The following is a 16,756-nucleotide window of genomic DNA, read 5'->3' as shown; positions in this document are numbered from 1 at the left end:
TAGGCAGGCCGCACGGCCTTCTCTCCCCGCCCTTCTGACCATTGGCTTTCTCGCTACAGGCAGGATCGATCCGTCCACAGCACAGACGATGCACCGCGACCAGACCGGTGATGTGATTGTTGACGCGGACTCCCCGCTCCTGCCGCGTCTCGCAGTGGAAACCGTCAAGGTCGAGGAGCGGCCGAAGACGATCGACGCACCAGGCGAAATCGCCGCCGAACCCGCGCGCACCATCTCTCTGCTGCCGCCCGTAGCGGGCCATATCGTCCGTATGGATGTCGCACCCGGCACCCGCGTCAAACGCGGCCAGCTCCTGGCCCTGATCGCGTCAGGCGATATGGCCCAGGCCAGTTCGGACGAGGAAAAAGCCCGCGCCGCCTTCACCCTGGCGGGAGATCAATATGAACGCGCCCGCCATGTCGTCGGCGCCGGAGGCGGTGCGGTCAAGGATCTGGAAAGCGCACGGGCCGCCTATGCGCAGGCCCGATCCGAACTGGATCGTGCGCGCGACCGTCTCGCAGCACTCGGCCGCGACGGACAGGCCGGGACCGACGCCCACGCCGGCTCCCTGGTCCCCTTGACCGCGCCGATCGACGGCGTGATCGATACGGTCTCGGTCGCGGCGGGCATGAACGTCACCGATCCGACGGCAGTCATGATGACGTTGCTCGACACGCGCATGCTCTGGGTCACTGCCGACCTGGCGGAAGATCAGGCGCCGCTCGTTCAGGCCGGCATGACCGCGCATGCCACGTTTCCGGTTCTGCCCGGCCTCCAATTGAGCGGCGCGCTCGACGGGCTGCGCCCGTCCCTGCAGGCGGACACGCGCCGGCGCACCGTACATTTCGAAGTCACGAACCCGACCGGCACCCTGCTGCCCCATCTCTATGCCCATGTTGCCATCGCCGTGCCGCAGCCACCGGAAATCACGATCCCGCAGACGGCGATCCTGATGAACAACGACGCGACCACGGTGTTCGTGGAGGCGCGGCCCCACGTCTTCCGCCGCCGGACGGTCGATATCGTCTATGACGACGGAACGAACAGCCGGGTCCTGAGCGGACTGGCCGCGGGCGATCGGGTCGTGACCCAGGGCGCGGTGCTGCTGAACGATGATTAACAAATTCATCGGGCTGTGCCTGCGTCAGCGCCGCATCGTCTTCATGATCATGGCGCTGCTGGCCTGTTTCGGTACCCTGGCGTGGCGGGATATCGCGGTCGAGGCCTATCCGGACCTCGGCTCCGTCAATGTCATGATCACGACGCAGGCGGGCGGCCTGGCTGCCGCGGAGGTCGAGCAGCAGATCACCACGCCGCTGGAGCGACAGTTGGCCAGCGTCCCGGGCCTGATCGACAGCCGGTCCAGCAGCACGTTCGGCCTGTCGCTGATCACGTTGATCTTCCGCGACGGGACAGACGTCTATTTCGCGCGCCAGCGCGTGACCGAACAGATCGCCCAGGCCAACCTGCCGGCCAACGTCACCCCGGCCCTTGGCCCAGTCACGGGGCCCGCCGGCGAGATCTACCGCTACACGCTGCGCTCCGACAGCCTGAACCTGATGCAGTTGTCGGACATCCAGAACTGGGTCGTCATCCCGGCGCTGATGCAAATCCCAGGGGTAGCGTCGGTGAGCAATTTCGGCGGGTTTACCAAGGAATATCAGCTCCTGCTCGATCCGGACGCCCTGAACCGGTACCATATCGGGATCAACGACGTCCTGGCCGCGCTGAAGAACAATAATGTCAATGTCGGCGGCGATCGCGTCACGCGCGGCGACCAATCCTATATCGTGCGCGGGATCGACATGGTTCATACCCTGGCCGACATGGGCGATATCGGCGTGGTCGCGCATGACGGCAAGCCGGTGCTGATCCGCGACCTGGGCCAGATGCAGTTCGGACATCAGGTCCGGCAGGGCATCTTGGGGAAGGACGGCAATCCGGACACGATCGAAGGCATCGTCGCAACCCTGACCGGCCAGAATCCCTCGCAGGTCCTGGCCGCCGTCCACGCGCGGGTGGATCTGCTGAACAGGCGCCTGGTGCGGCAAGGCGCGCGGATCGCGCCCTATATCGACCGCGACAATCTGGTCCGCGCGACCACCGACAAGGTGGCTCACACGGTGCTGGAAGGCATGGGACTGGTCTTCGTCGTACTCGTGCTGTTCCTGGGCAGTCCCCGCAGCGCCGTCATCGCCGCCGTCACCATTCCGCTGTCGCTGGCCACCCTGTTCGTGCTGATGATGGGCCTGCACATGCCGGCCAACCTGTTCTCCCTCGGCGCGATCGATTTCGGTGTGATCGTCGATGGCGCGATCGTGGTGACCGAAGCCATCCTGCGCTTGCGTGAGGACCATCCGGATAGAACGCTGATCCCTGGGGACATCCTTGAGATCACCGACACGATGGCACGCGCGATCTTCTTCGCGACCCTGATCATCATCATCGCCTACGGCCCCCTGTTCGCCTTCGAGGGGGCATCGGGCAAGCTGTTCCGGCCCATGGCCTTCACCGTCAGCTTCGCCCTGCTCGGCGCGCTGCTCTGCGCCATCACGCTGATCCCCTCGCTGGCGTTCCTGGTCCTGCGTAAACCACACCGGCTGTTCCATAATGCCCCGCTGGAATGGTTGCACAGGGTCTATCACCGGCTGCTGGCCCACAGTCTGGATCGTCCATTCCTGGCCTATGCCGGGGGCATCGCCGCCTTCGTTCTGACGGCATGGCTTGGCGCCAGCGCCGGGCGCGAGTTTCTGCCCGACCTCGATGAGGGCGCGCTGTGGATCCAGGTCCAGCTTCCCTCCGGCCTGTCGCTGGAGCGGGCCGGCGCCATGGCTGATGAGATCCGCACGGCGATCCGTTCCTTCCCGGAAACCAGCTTCGCCGTCACGCAGCTCGGCCGCAGCGATTCCGGCACCGACCCATGGACACCGTCGCATATCGAAGCGCCGGTCGGGCTGCGTCCCTATGACGAATGGCCGCATGGCGAGACCAAGGCCCAGTTCGTTGCCCGCCTCCGCACACGCCTGGCGACGATCCCGGGTATCAGCTTCGGTATCAGCCAGCCGATCGCCGACAACATGAACGATCTGGTCGGCGGCGCGCATTCGCCGCTGGTTCTGCGCGTCTATGGGGACGATTTCCATGAACTGCGCCGGATCGGCACGCAGATCGTCGATGTCATGCGGCAGGTTCCCGGCACGGCAGCGGCCTCGATCTTCCAGGAGCCGCCGACACCCGAACTGGATGTAGCCGTGGACCGAAAGGAAGCCGCGCGCTACGGACTGGCCGGCACGGACATCCTGGCCGTGGTCCAGAACATGATCGGCGATACCCCCGTCTCGTCGGTCTATGCCGGAGACCGCGTCTACAACATGACCGTCCATATCCCCCGCGCGATCAACAGCAATCTCGACATCATCCGCCAGTTGCCGCTGACCACACCGTCGGGTGCGCGGATACCGCTGGGTGTGGTTGCCCATGTCTCGCTCCAGACCGGCGAGGGAACGATCGCCCATGAGCGCAACCAGCGCCAGATCACGATCCGCCTCGATAACGGACAGCGGCCGCTCTCCCAATATCTCGCCGATGCGCAGGCCCGTATCGCGACTCAGGTCCATTTCGATCCCTCCGTCTACAGCCTGGAATGGGCCGGCACGTTCGAGCAGGCACAACGCGCCCAGGCGCGCCTGACCGTGGCGCTTGGCATCATGTTCGCCGTCATGCTGGTGCTGCTGTTCTGCCAGTTCGGCGCGATGCGTCAGGCGGTGCTGGTGCTGGCCGTGGTGCCGATGGCGACACTCGGCGGCCTGGTCGCACTGCATGCGCGTGGCGAGACGCTCAATATCGCGACCGCCGTCGGGTTCATCGCCCTGTTCGGCGTTGCGATCCAGAACGGCATCATCATGGTCTCGAACTTCAATCGCCTGCGCGCCGAGGGCGAATCCCTGCGGACGGCGGTGCTGGACGGCGCGGGCCAGCGTTTCCGCCCGGTCCTGATGACGGCCACCGTGGCCAGCGTGGGCATGCTGCCGGCGGCGCTCGCGACCGGCATCGGCACCGATGTCCAGCGTGGGCTGGCGACGGTGGTGGTCGGCGGACTGGGCATCGCCACCGTGCTGACCCTGTTCATTCTCCCGACCTATTATTACGAACTGGAAAAACGGCTGGAAGGGCGGCCAATGCGCCGTACGCCCGGGGAGGCGTCATCATGACGCCACACCGCACCATGTCCCGGCTGGCGGGCGGTTTCGCGGTGATCGCGCTGGCTGGCTGCGCCGTCGGTCCCGATTACCATCGCCCGGCCCTGCCGGTGGACAATCGTTATACGCCCGCGCCCCTGCCGCCCCGCACCGCCGAGACCGGCGGTGCGGCGGGCGCCGCGCAATCCTTCCGGCCGGGGCAGGATATCCCGGCCCAATGGTGGGCGTTGTTTCACTGCCCGGCCCTGAACACGCTGGTATCCCACGCGATCGATCATAGTCCGAGCCTGGAGTCGGCGCATCAGGCCCTGCTGGCGGCGCAGGAGGGTGTCGCCGCGCAGAAAGGAGCGCTGTGGCCGAATGTCAGCGGCTTCTTCAACCCGACACGCAACAAGATCTCCCAGGGTATGAGCGTGCAGGGTTTCAACAGTTATCTCTACAACCTGCATACCCTGCAGCTGAATATTTCCTACATGCCGGACGTCTGGGGCTCCATCCGCCGGCAGATCGAGGCCAGTGACGCACAGCGTGCCCTGGCGCGCTATCAGCTTGATGCGGCCTATCTGTCACTGACCAGCAATCTGGTGAACGCCGCGATCCAATATGCCGCCATCCAGGGGCAGATCGAGGCGACCGAAGGGGTGATCGCGTCGGCGCGCGCCATCCTCGACATCAACGAGAAGCAGAAACGCTTCGGTGACATGGGCGAGCGGGACGTGACGCCGCAGCGGGTCTTGCTGGCCCAGGCCGAACAGACCCTTCCGCCTCTGCGCCAGCAGCTGGCCGCCCAGCATGACCTGATCGACGCGCTGACGGGCGACGGGTCGGATGTGCCAACGCCGGATTTCCGTCTTGCCGATTTCCATCTGCCGACGGAACTGCCGGTGTCCCTTCCACTGCAGTTGATCGACCAGCGTCCGGACATCCGCGCGGCGGAAGAAACCCTGCATGCCGCAAGCGCCCAGATCGGGGTCGCCATCGCCAACCGCCTGCCCGACCTCGACCTTGTCGCGACGCCGGGACTGGCTGCCAACCGGTTCAGCCAGTTTGCGACACCGGGATATGGAACCTGGACCCTGGCGGCAATGATCACGCAGCCACTTTTTGATGGATTCACATTACTGCACCGGGAGCGGGCCGCCCGAAATACCTACAAGATGGCGATCGAGGACTATCGGAATACAATCGTTCTCGCCTTACAGAATGTCTCGGACGCGCTGCACGCGATCGGCAATGACGCGGACACTCTGGTCGCGGCCGCAAAAGCCGAAGATGAAGCCAGGAAGAACCTGGACTTCGCGCGTATCGGCAATCATTACGGAGACGAGAGCACGCTCCTGCTCCTTATGGCTCAGCAGGCCGAAATGCAGACGCGCCTGACCCTGGCCCAGGCGCAATCCGGCCGGCTGTCCGATACGGTCGGCCTGTTTCAGGCTCTCGGGGGTGGCTGGTGGAACAGAAAGACCGCAGATCCACGACCGGTTCGTGACCACGTGCCATAACGCGCTTATGTTCACCCCACGCCTGTCATCCAGATGATATCTCTGTCCCGTGCTGCTGCCCCTTATCTCTATTTTTTCTCAAATATGACAGCCGTTCAATATCAGTTACGCCGTATCGGAAATAAGATTCCTGACCTTCATCTTGCAGGAGAATAAGAGTCATGATGAAGAAATTCCTTCCTGCGCTCACGATTGCGGTCATCACCACATGGGTGAACATGGCACCTGCTGCAGGCGCCCCGCTGGCCCGGTCTGTCAGCACGCTCAGCCGCGCTGGCGCGCAGTTTGCCCTGCAGGCCGCGATACGTAGCGCGACGCAACTCAACGCCCCTTGCGCCATAGCCATCGTCGACCGTTCTGGTGGCCTGATGGCCTTCGATCGCTTCGACAACGTCCGTGCCGGCAGCCCGGATCTGGCACTCGGGAAAGCACGAACCTCCGCGCTGCTGGAGCGTCCATCCGAGGAAACGGAGGACAATACCAACAAGGGCCGCACCGCCTTCGTCACCGCCGGATTCATGGCATTGCGGGGCGGCATGCCGCTGAAAGTCGGGGATACGGTCGTGGGTGCCATCGGCGTTGCCGGCGTCAAGAAGGAAAACGATGTCCGCGTTGCGACAGACGCCGCCTTGGCGTTCTCGAAAGAAGCAATAGAGCACTGACTTGGTCGGTCACCCCTCCGTCCGCCGTCCTGCGCCTGCTGCGCCTTCTACGTCGTTTCTAATAGCGCAGACGCTGGAGCGGATCGGCGTGCATGATCTCGACATCGGCCCATGGCTGCATATCCCGCGACCCGGACTATCCCGGATTGCCTGGTTCATTCCGCCTCGCAGGGCAGCGCGACCGATACGGTCCGGCGCGCGCGATGCCAGAGCCACACTGCGATCCAGACAGCGAAGATCGTATAGCCGTCGGGGGTGAGGAACACCTGGTTATTGGCCGGGAAATAGAACATCATGGTCGTCGTAAGCGCGAACAGTATCGCGGCCGGATCGCTCATGCCCGCGGCTGCCTCGCGCCACCAGATGCCCCACATATAGCCTATGAGCCCCAGCACCAGCGCCGCGCCGGGGAAGCCGACATCGTTGGCAATCCACGTCACCAGCGTCGACCAGTAATATTCCTCCAGCCACTCGTGTTCGCCATTGCGGTACGTGTAGGTGCGCAGATGCGGCGTGTGGTCGCCGGTCAACGTTTCATACATGGTGAGCGCCACCGGAGAATGACCGACGCCGAACGAGGATTCGAAGGGGTTCCGCAGCGCGAGGTCGAGCCCATAATAGCCGGAGCAGGTGGAGAGAATGAACAGCGTGACTCCGAAGCGCTGCTGAGGCGGCATCCAGGTGATCCAGGGATTGGCGAGGTCGGCGCAGATATTCGTGGCATTCGCGCAGACGCTGCTGCGCGGCAGATGCCGCGCATTGAGACGAAGATCCTTGCGCTCGGTATAGAGAGCCTGGGCGGCATACACGAACAACGCCCCCGCCAGGGCCCAGCGCCAGAAGCGGCGCAGGAGGACCGTGCCGCGATGGCCAGCCGCCCAAGCGCGGCCGTATAAGACGAACATGGCCGAAACGCCGATCACGAACAGATCGGCGATTTCCTTGTCCGTCCCACGCATGAGGGAAAACACGATCGAGCAGGCGGCGGTTACGGCCACTGAAAGCCGACCACTCCAACCAATATCGCGCCAGCGCAATATGCCAAGCGGCAGCACGGCGTATACAAGCGGCGCAAAAAACGCGCGCGCCAGGGCCATGGCGGTGTGATGGCCGGCGGCGGACACCAGATTGGCTTGTAGCCGCCGGTACGCCGCACCCTGGTCGCTCATGGCGTCGAGCAGCTCCCAGGGGCCCCGGCCCGTATAGGTTATGCAGGAGGGCGTCAGTAACAGAGCCGCCGCCAAGGCGCCGGCGACGAGCAGCAACCGTACTCTGGACAGAGGCGCGGTCAGCCTTGTCGGGCCTTTCGAGCCCGTCCATGCGGCGGCGCCGATCAGGAGAAGGCAGGTCGAGACATAGGCGACAAGCCGCTCCCATTCCTCGATATGATAGATCGGCCAATTGATAGGCCAGATCAGGAACAGCAGAAACGTGGCCGCGATCCAGCCGAGCACCAGGAACAGGGGCAGGCGGGGAATGCCGGTGGGCGTAACCACCGGCAGGAAAGCCGGGCTCGCGAGCCGCCGGGCAATTCGGGATTGAGGCGCAATCATCATGTCGGGCGAGCGCGGTCGAAAAGACCCAAGGTTCGACGTACGCCCGACTGAAACGACAAATGGCGCTGATAATAGTCGTGGCCGGCGTGCCCCATGGCCTTGCGCGCTTCCAGGGGCATATCGGCCAGGGACGCGATGGCTTCCGCGAGGGCGCGCGGGTCGCCGGGCGGTGCAACGACCGCGGCTTTGGATTCGACGAGCAATCGCGCCGCCTCTCCCGCCAGGCCCGCGACGATGGGCCTGCCCATGGCCAGGTAGGCCTGCACCTTCGACGGGACCGTGATGGCGAAGAGCGGATGGTCGGCGAGATGCACCAGCAAAGCGTCGGCCTGGGCGAAAATCGCGCCTATCGCATCCTTGCCGACCGGGCCGTGGAACTCCACATTCGTCAAGCTCAGGGCTTCGGCGCGGGCGCGTAGCGGCTCAGCCTCCACGCCGCCACCGTAAAGCCGGATCAGGATATCCGGCTTCCGCTCGCGCAACCGCGCCGCAGCATCCAGCACCGTCCCAAGATCCTGGGCGCGGCCGAGATTGCCCCCGTAGACCACCACGAAATGATGCGGTGCGAGCCGAGCCTCCCCCTCATTGATCGGAGGCTCGGCCTCCGCCCAGTTCCGGATGGTGACGAGCTTGTCGGCCGGAACGCCATGGGCGTTCAGCGCGGTTTTCATACCTTCCGACTGCGCCACGATGGCATCGCTTCGCCGATAGACGAAGCGGCAAAGCAAGCCGACCAGCTGCATGGAGCGCCGTCCGCCCGCCATGCCCGTGGCTGCGAGCGTGTCGGGCCAGAGATCCTGCACGTCGAGGATGAAGGGCAGCCGCCGCCAGAGGCCGGCAACCGCCGCGGCAAGCCCTACGGTGATGGGCGGATGATACACGTAGGCGATATCGAAGGGGGTACGCCGAAGCAGAAGATAGACGAACGCGGAGAGAAAGAACGAGAGATAGTTGAAGGACCGCCGTAGCGACGAGGAGTCGTGGCTCGGATAAAGCGGCAGCCTGACGACATTCACGCCGCCTATCACCTCCTTGTGGATCAGCCGTAGCCTGTAGCCCGGATAGAGCCGACCGGTGGGATAGTTCGGGAAGCCCGTCACCACCGTCACCTCATGCCCGGCCGACTGCAAGGCGCGCACGAATTTCGTTCCCTTGATGACGTGCGTTTCGGGGTCGAACCATTGCGTCAGATAGACAATGCGCATTCGGAACCTCCGCCGTCGGCCTTGAACCCGTCGGCACGGCAGAGGGACCCAACGAGGGGTTGCCTTGGCCTGCTATCCGGTATGGTGCCGGGGAAAGCCGCGTATGTCATCGAAAGAAAGCCCGCCTGTCCCGTTTCTCCACCAAAGGAGCGCACTGCGCCAAGCAGGCGGGCGCGCCCCTTCCCCGGTTCCTTAGTGGCCCTGCGGACGTCGTACGGTTCATCCTTCCGGAGTCCTGCATCACAGAAAACGAGGATCGGGTGGAAAGCCCAACCGCGCGAAGAGGCCTGAGAACAGGAAATTTGGGGTACGATATGGCTGGCCTGCTTGTTCTGAACCTTTTCTCCCCGTTCGGACACAAAGGGAAGATCTGCCGATGGAAGGAGGACAAGGTGACCAAAACCAATCGGATCGATGCGCGCCTGAAGACGCGGCTGACCGTAATGGCTGTCGCGACGCTGCTCGCGGCCACACCCGCCGCTATCCCCGCCACCGCAGCCGCTCCCGCCGTTCCCGCTCATGTCGGCGGCCACGAATATACCGTGGTCATCGACGATATGGATTTCGGCCAGACGCCGGACAATGCGAAAGTTGGCGACACTATCGTATGGGTTAACCGCGACAGCGTGATGCATTCGGTGACGGCGCGCGACCACAGCTTCGATATCCGGCTCGGCCCCGGCCAGAGCGCGAAGATGCCTCTCTCCTCTTCCGGGCGCATCGCTTTTTTCTGTCTGTTCCACCCGTCCATGCGCGGTGTGTTGAATGTCGCGCCATGAAGGCGTTCCTGGCCACCTGATTCGATCTCTGCTCCCCTCCGCTTCCATGAAACGCGAGGTCACGGAGTGCTGTCGGATGGTCCATGATTAATCCGATATCGGAATTTATACCCCGGGGATGCCGGCCGATATTGTCGCCACTCTTTGAATCTTTGAACGCTGCAGGGCCCTCCCGGAACACAGATCGCACAAGGTGCGAGAGGCGCCGTGGAGAATGGTCATGGTCGAGAGCCCCGGTTTGGACGCAGCGGAATGACGGTGCTGAACGTGCGGGAAGGCTACCGCCTCTGGGCCGCGACTTATGCCAACGAAAACGCCATCTCCTCGCTCGAAAACGGGCTGGCAGCGGCAATGACGCCGTCCCTCGGCGGCTTGCGGCTGCTTGATGCCGGGTGTGGGGTCGGACGCCGGCTGCACGAGGCGGGTGCCGCGTCGGCGCTTGGCGTTGATCTCAGCCCCGAAATGCTGGCGGAGGGGGCCGCGCGATACCCGTCCATCGACACGATGGCGGCGGATATCCGGCAGCTTCCGCTGCCGGACGGCGGCTTTGACGTGATCTGGTGCCGTCTCGTGCTCGGACATCTGCCGGATTGCGCGCCCGTCTATCACGAACTGGCGCGCGTCGCCGCAGCGGGTGCCCGTCTTGTCGTGACGGATTTCCATCCCGATGCACACGCCGCGGGGCACCGCCGTACGTTCAGGAGAGCCGGCGCCGTCCACGAACTTGAGCATTATGTCCATGATGTCGCCGCACATCTGAACGCGGCGGAGGCGGCCGGTTGGCGGCTTTCGGCACGCAGAAGCGCGGCCATAGGCCCCGCGGCCCGGCCGTTCTACGAACAGGCCGGCTGTGCCGCGCTTTATCCGACGCATCAAGGTCTGAACGTCGTGTTGGGCCTCGCCTTTATGCGAGAGGCGTAGGCATGCGGCTGCTCATCCGTGCCAGGAACCGTGAAATCGCCGTTGACGCTGGTAAAATCATCGATGTTCGGGATGATTTCGACCTGGTCTTGAACTTTCCTGATGCCGAGATACGCCCCGGCCTGATCAACGCCCACGACCATCTGCACCGCAACCATTATGGGCGCCTGGGCCATCCGCCCTATCGGAATGCCTATGAGTGGGCGGTCGACATCCAGGCACGGGAGGCAGACCGCATCGTCTTGGGGCGCGCACGTCCCCGCCGTGAAGCATTGCTGGAAGGCGCATGGAAAAATCTGTTTTCCGGCGTGACCACCGCGGTCCACCATGATCCGTGGGAAGCCGATTTCGATGCAGGATTTCCGCTCAAGCTGGTCCGCTTGCGAAATGCCGACTCGCTCGGCATGACGCCGGAACTGGCAGGCTCGGTCGGGGAAGGTCCCTTCTGCCTCCATGTAGCGGAGGGCGTGGATTTCCGTGCGGTGGCCGAAATCGACGCACTTGCCGAACGCGGGGTCCTGGGGCCGGAACTCCTGGCCGTTCACGGCGTAGGTATGGACGCCGCGAGCCGCCGCCGCTTCCGCGCATCAGGGGCTGCTCTGGTCTGGTGCCCGAGTTCAAACCTCTTCCTGTTCGGGCGAACCGCGTCCGAAGCTCTCCTGGCGGAGGGGGTGGACGTGCTCCTGGGGAGTGATTCCCGTCTGACGGGTTGTGGAGACCTGCTGGACGAACTTGCCTGCGCGCGCCGCCTCGGAATACTCGACGACGGCAGGCTGCTTGCGGCGGTCGGCGCCACGGCGGCGTATCGCCTGGGGCTGCCGGTACCGTCACTGGAAACCGGTTCGATGGCGGACCTCGTCATCCTGCGCAAACCCATTCTCGAAGCCTGCGCCGAAGATGTTCTTTTGGTCCTCGTGGATGGCGTTCCCCGCGTCGCCCATCCGTCGCTCGGCGCTTCTCTCGCGCCGTTTTTTCAACACGCCGAGGAGAGAACCGCAGGCGGAGTTGTCCGCTGGACGGCCCTCCCCGTGGCAGCGTGGACGCCGTTACGATGAATCATATTCGCGTCTGGACCGTGTTGCTCGGCACGATGATCGGAATGCCCGCCCTTGCCGACGAGCCGGCACCGGCGAACGTCACCGCGACGTCCCCTTCAACCGCCAGCACAGATTTCGATCTGTTCTCCAAGAACACCGTGTCGGTGCTGGTGGACTGGCGCCTGGCGGTGGCCAACGGCGCAACCTCTTTCGTGAATGGCGGCTTTGGCAAGACCCGTCTGCAGGGTGACGGGAATGGCGGCTTCAGCACGATCTTTGCCCCGTTCGAGGCGGATGTGGTCTGGAACCCCCGGTTCGGCAAAATGTTCAGCGCCAACATCTCCGGCGCCTGGCAGCGCGGTCATCATGACGGTTTCGACCTGATGGAAGCGTTTCTCAATTTCCTGCCCGACCAGTCCCACAGGTTCCGCTTCTCGGGGAGAATGGGGCTGATGTGGCCCGAGATCTCGCTGGAGCATTCCACCGGCGGCGCCTGGAGCGTCGTCAACACCATTACGCCGTCGGTGATCAACTCCTGGGTCGGGGAGGAAGTCAAGGTTCTCGGTACCGAAATATCGGTGCATACGAATCTGGGGGATCATGATTTCGGCCTCACCGGCGGCGTGTTCGGCTGGGACGACACGTCCGGCACCCTGCTGTCCTTCAGGGGCTGGGCCCTGAATGACATCAAATCCACCGCTCTCGGTTCCTTCCGCCTCCCGCCGCTCAACAATTTCATCACGCTCCTGCAGCAGCACAAGACGGACAACACCATCGAGATCGACCATCAGCCCGGATGGTATGCGCGGTTCGACTGGCATCCGCCGCAGCCCGTCGACGTGGCACTGTTTTATTACGACAATCGCGGAAATCCGCAGGCATTCACAGCCGCGGATCAATGGGGCTGGCGCACGCGGTTCTGGAACCTGAGCGTCAACGTGCGCCTGGGGCGGCGGACCAAGCTCCTGGCGCAGGGCATGACCGGATCGACGATCATGGGCTTTCCCGAGAACGGGCGAAACTGGGTCCACACCGATTTCCGCTCGGCCTATGTGCTGATCGTGCATGATTTCGGGCCATTGGCCCTCACGGGGCGGATCGAGGGATTCCAGACCCGTGAGCATGGCAGCGAAATGCCGCCGTCCAATAACGAGGATGGCTGGGCCGCCACGGTAGCTGCCCGCGTGCCCATCGATCACTACTTCACCGCCTTCGTTGAGGCGATGAACGTCAACAGCCGCCGCGGGACGCGCGTTGCCCTGGACGGGCTCGCCTCGCCCTTCGAAAGCCAGGCCGTGTTCCAGATTTCCCTGCGGGCAAAAATTTGAGCCATCCCATGTCAACGGAGCGCCGGCGGTGAACAGTATTCCCCCGCATTTTCTGAGTCCCTCGGACCGCCTCGTCACCGTCCCCAAGGGCGACAGCACAGGGGAGCCCCACAAGGCCCGGTGGAGGCGGATTCTGCGCCTGATGATATTCTGGCGCTGGCTGCTCGCCGGGGGCGTCATTGGCGGCGCTCTGCTTGGAGGGCTGGTCTCTCTGCTCACCACCCCCCGATACACGGCGACCACCGAGCTGCAAATCGCGCGCGAGACCGCGCAGATCGTGAATCTCGGTGCCACGACGCACGATGTCTCCATCGGCGACCAGGAATTCTACCAGACCCAATACAGCCTCCTGCGGTCGCAGGCCCTGGCCGAGCGCGTCGCAAGCGATATCGGCGCGCCCGACAGTCCGGACTTTTTCGTGATCTTTGGAAAGCGTAGGGAATTTTACGAAAACGCCGGCGCTTCCGGCAGAGACAGGCGCCGCGAGATCGCCGGCAAGATCCTGCTGAGCCATGTGACAGTGGTGCCGATGCACGGCACCAGCCTGGTGGACATCGACGCCACGACACCCTCACCGGCGCTCTCGAAAGATATTGCGCGGCTCTGGGGCCAGGATTTTATCGCCGCCAATCTCGATCGCCGCCAAGCGGCGGCCGTCTATGCACGCCGGTTCCTCGGCGAGCAGATTGCCGATCTCCGCGGGAAACTGGATGAAGCCGAACTACGCGCTCTCCAATACGCGACGAGTCAGGACATGGTGGACCTCACCTTGCCCAATAACGGCCAGCGACCGGATGGCTATGACCCTGCCCAGGCCAGACTCTTGGCGAGCGATGCCCTCGTGACCATGAGCTCCGCCCGCGTTGCGGCCACCACCGAGCGCATAAACGCCGCCAGCCGCCTCGCCGCCGTGGGCGACCAGCCAGGTGCCAGCAGCGACGCGCTTGCCTATCGGGCGCTCGGCCTCCTGCGCAAGGAACGCGCTGATGTCGCGGCCCAGTACGAGGCGGCGGCGGCACGGCAAGGCACCGACGACGCATCGGCAAAACAGCTTCGCGCGCGGCTCGTTTCCCTGGATACGTCGATACGGACCGAAGGCGGCCGCGTGCGCACGGCCCTCCAGCAGGCCTATCAGGGGGCGCTCGGGCGTGAGCAAGCCTTGAGCCTGCAGGTGAACGCCATCAAGGAATCGCTCGCCGAGCAACGCAAGCGTTCGATCCAGTATGCGATCTACCGGCGCGAAGCCGACAGCGACCGAATGCTCTACGAGGCGCTGCTGCAACGCTCCAAGGAAATCGGCGTCGCCGCCGTGCTGGAAAGCAACAACGTGACCCTCGTCGGCGCCCCCCGCCTGCCCGACCGGCCCTCCTCGCCGAATATCGCTGTGAATCTGGTGCTGTTCACCTTGGCAGGTACGCTCATCAGCGTGATCGCGGCACTGTTGCTGAACCGCATCGACAGGGGGATCAACGAGCCGATCGATTTCGAGGAGAAGCTCGTCCTGCCGCTTCTCGGTGTCGTGCCGAAGCCGGCAGTTCCGGAGGCGGCGAGCGGCGGGACCACGGAGATGCCGTTCGCCCTGGCGGAGGCTTATCTCGAAATTGTCGCGAATCTGGCCCTGTCTTCCGTGCCGCCGGACGTTCCGGCTTCGATCGGCGTCATCTCCACCTGGACACGCGAAGGCAGTACGGCGACCGCGATCGCCCTGGCCCGGACGCTGGCGCGCGGCAGGCGGAAAGTCGTCCTGGTCGATGCCAATCTCCGTGCCCCTTCGCTTCACCTGCCATTCGCGCTGGAGAATGGCCCCGGTCTCGCCAACCTCCTGTCGGGCGATGCGAAGCTCGACGACGTGCTCCGTATGACCGCGATTGAAGGACTGTCCATCATCCCGGCGGGCGATGCGCCGGATTTCCTGGTCGCCAACGGGCTGGAGCAGCTTCTGGCGGAGCTGCGGACCCGCTTCGATCACGTCATCGTCGATTGCCCGGCGCTCGACGGCCATGCCGAGGCGCCCCTGATCGGTGCGGCGACCGCCGCACTCGTCTACGTGGTCGCAGCCGGGGTTGCGCCAGTAGCCACCATCCGCATGGCGCTTCGCCGCCTGGGCGATACCAGGATATCAGGCGGCATATTCACGATGTATGCCCCGAGAATCCGGCAAGACAGCGTCCTCAAGCTGTGAAAGCAAGCGTGACGTCTTCGCGAAGCCGGAATTGCATACCCCCGCCGCATGATGGGCAAAAGCCAGCGATCCAGCGTCCCGCCATGGCAGGCGTGGATTTCGAAAGAGACCGTGGCAGGATATGAGCAACACTCTGGATGAAGCGGCTGTCTGGCGGACACGGTTCGCGAGAGGACTCGAGACGACCGGCCGGATGGCAACGCTTATGCTGCCGGTTTTCCTGGTTCATTTTCGTGGCGTGGCGGAAGCGTTGCTGGATGTCCTCGGTGGGGCTTTTCTGCTTCGAAGCATCCAGACCGGCCAATGGGCCTGGACCCGGTGCGCCTTCGTCCTGCCGGCCTTCGCATGGTGGGGCTGGATTGTGATATGCTCGATCCCTCATATCCATGCATTGATGCCAGAGGCCATCGGCGCGTTCATCCAGGCTATCGTGGCAATTCGCTTTCCGCTGGCAGCCTTCGCGCTCGCCTTCTGGACCTTGCGCAATCCGTCGACGCGATCCTGGCTGCGCCGGATCATCGTCATCTCCGTTGCCTATATCGGCGCGCAACTTCTGCTACAGGCCGTCAGCGGGCATAATCTCTTCGGCAATCCGCGCTTCGTAGACGGTAGTTTGACCGGCCCCTATGACAAACCGCGCGCTGCGGCACCATTCTCCCGGCTGGCCCTCCCGGTCGCGCTTTGGCTGGGGGCATGGCTTCTCATCCATGCGCGAAATGCCTTTCTACGCCGTGTGGCGTTCACGGCGATATTGCTACCGGTCGTCGTGCTGCTCATCCTGGCGGGACAGCGCATGCCGTTTGCGGCCTTTCTGCTCGGCATCGCTGTCGCGACCGTCATATTGCCGCAACTGCGTCTTCAGGCATTGGCGGTGCTCGCTCTGTCCCCTGCGATCGCAGCCGCCACCGCCGTGATCGCGCCCCAGGCGTTCGAACATTTGGTCAGGAAGACCGCTTCGCAACTCCGCGAGTTCGCTGCCTCGCATTACGGACTGATCTACAATCGCGCGCTGCTGATGATCGACGCACATCCATGGCGGGGCCTTGGCTACGATGCGTTCCGGCATCACTGCCGCGACGAGGCGTTCCTGCGCGCGGGCGCGTTCGCATCGGCGGCCGATGGCGGCGGCAGCGAAATTTGCGTGCAACATGTACATAATCACTGGCTTGAGGCGGCGACCAATGGCGGCCTGCCGGGGCTGCTCCTGTTCGCCCTGATGATCGCCGGATGGCTATGGGCGCTCGCCATTCCCCTGAAGCGGTCCGCCATGCTGAGAAGCGACCTTACGGAACGTGCGTGGCAGGCGGGGCTGTTCGCCGCGTTCTTCGTCCAGGAATGGCCATTCTCGTCGAGCAGTGCGTTTCTCAACATGCCCCTCGGTGGCG

Annotated in this window: 11 protein-coding genes and 1 pseudogene; 10 read left to right on the top strand and 2 right to left on the bottom strand. The window is 64.2% G+C overall.

Annotation, left to right across the window (positions count from 1 at the left end):
* The first annotated feature begins 112 nt into the window (after nt 1-112).
* The 4 genes from HLH29_RS07060 (at nt 113) to HLH29_RS07045 (ending at nt 6,363) form a co-directional block, all read left to right on the top strand.
* Complete coding sequence (locus tag HLH29_RS07060; protein ID WP_182965246.1) at nt 113-1,120, top strand: efflux RND transporter periplasmic adaptor subunit; 1,008 nt, start codon at nt 113-115, stop codon at nt 1,118-1,120.
* Nucleotides 1,113-4,211, top strand: coding sequence for an efflux RND transporter permease subunit (locus HLH29_RS07055; RefSeq protein WP_182965245.1), 3,099 nt, complete (start codon nt 1,113-1,115; stop codon nt 4,209-4,211). Before HLH29_RS07060 ends, HLH29_RS07055 begins: the two co-directional genes overlap by 8 nt.
* Nucleotides 4,208-5,701 carry an efflux transporter outer membrane subunit gene (locus HLH29_RS07050; protein ID WP_220791414.1) on the top strand — a complete coding sequence of 498 codons (1,494 nt, stop codon included), beginning with the start codon at nt 4,208-4,210 and terminating at the stop codon, nt 5,699-5,701. Before HLH29_RS07055 ends, HLH29_RS07050 begins: the two co-directional genes overlap by 4 nt.
* A 161-nt stretch (nt 5,702-5,862) precedes the next feature.
* Nucleotides 5,863-6,363: a GlcG/HbpS family heme-binding protein gene (locus HLH29_RS07045; RefSeq protein ID WP_182965244.1), complete on the top strand. Its 501-nt coding sequence runs from the start codon at nt 5,863-5,865 to the stop codon at nt 6,361-6,363.
* A 155-nt stretch (nt 6,364-6,518) separates the two neighbouring features.
* Here the strand turns inward: HLH29_RS07045 and HLH29_RS07040 are convergent, their stop codons facing one another.
* Nucleotides 6,519-7,859: a hypothetical protein gene (locus HLH29_RS07040; RefSeq protein ID WP_182965243.1), complete on the bottom strand. Its 1,341-nt coding sequence runs from the start codon at nt 7,857-7,859 to the stop codon at nt 6,519-6,521.
* A gap of 56 nt (nt 7,860-7,915) precedes the next feature.
* Nucleotides 7,916-9,124, bottom strand: a complete 1,209-nt coding sequence (locus HLH29_RS07035; protein WP_182965242.1) for a glycosyltransferase family 4 protein — start codon at nt 9,122-9,124, stop codon at nt 7,916-7,918.
* Between the two features lie 314 nt (nt 9,125-9,438).
* Between HLH29_RS07035 and HLH29_RS07030 the strand changes: the two genes are divergently transcribed.
* From HLH29_RS07030 to HLH29_RS19845, 6 genes and pseudogenes are all read left to right on the top strand, one after another.
* On the top strand, nt 9,439-9,903 hold the full coding sequence (locus HLH29_RS07030; RefSeq protein WP_220791413.1) for a cupredoxin domain-containing protein: 465 nt from the start codon (nt 9,439-9,441) through the stop codon (nt 9,901-9,903).
* 252 nt (nt 9,904-10,155) lie between these two features.
* Nucleotides 10,156-10,824: a class I SAM-dependent methyltransferase gene (locus HLH29_RS07025; RefSeq protein WP_182965241.1), complete on the top strand. Its 669-nt coding sequence runs from the start codon at nt 10,156-10,158 to the stop codon at nt 10,822-10,824.
* 2 nt (nt 10,825-10,826) lie between these two features.
* The gene (locus tag HLH29_RS07020) at nt 10,827-11,879 is read left to right on the top strand and encodes an amidohydrolase family protein (protein WP_182965240.1); all 1,053 of its coding nucleotides are present in this window, start codon (nt 10,827-10,829) and stop codon (nt 11,877-11,879) included.
* The gene (locus HLH29_RS07015) at nt 11,876-13,189 is read left to right on the top strand and encodes a hypothetical protein (protein ID WP_182965239.1); all 1,314 of its coding nucleotides are present in this window, start codon (nt 11,876-11,878) and stop codon (nt 13,187-13,189) included. Before HLH29_RS07020 ends, HLH29_RS07015 begins: the two co-directional genes overlap by 4 nt.
* Nucleotides 13,190-13,217: 28 nt before the next feature.
* Nucleotides 13,218-15,371, top strand: coding sequence for a GNVR domain-containing protein (locus tag HLH29_RS07010; protein ID WP_182965238.1), 2,154 nt, complete (start codon nt 13,218-13,220; stop codon nt 15,369-15,371).
* 121 nt (nt 15,372-15,492) lie between these two features.
* A pseudogene (locus HLH29_RS19845) lies at nt 15,493-16,572 on the top strand (O-antigen ligase family protein); the annotation flags it as partial.
* Nucleotides 16,573-16,756: the final 184 nt, after the last annotated feature.

The organism is Gluconacetobacter tumulicola (genome assembly GCF_014174215.1).
GTDB classification, from domain to species: Bacteria; Pseudomonadota; Alphaproteobacteria; order Acetobacterales; family Acetobacteraceae; genus Gluconacetobacter; species Gluconacetobacter tumulicola.
The sequence above is the reverse complement of the archived record's forward strand: the minus strand, read 5'-3'. Positions and strand labels throughout refer to the sequence as shown.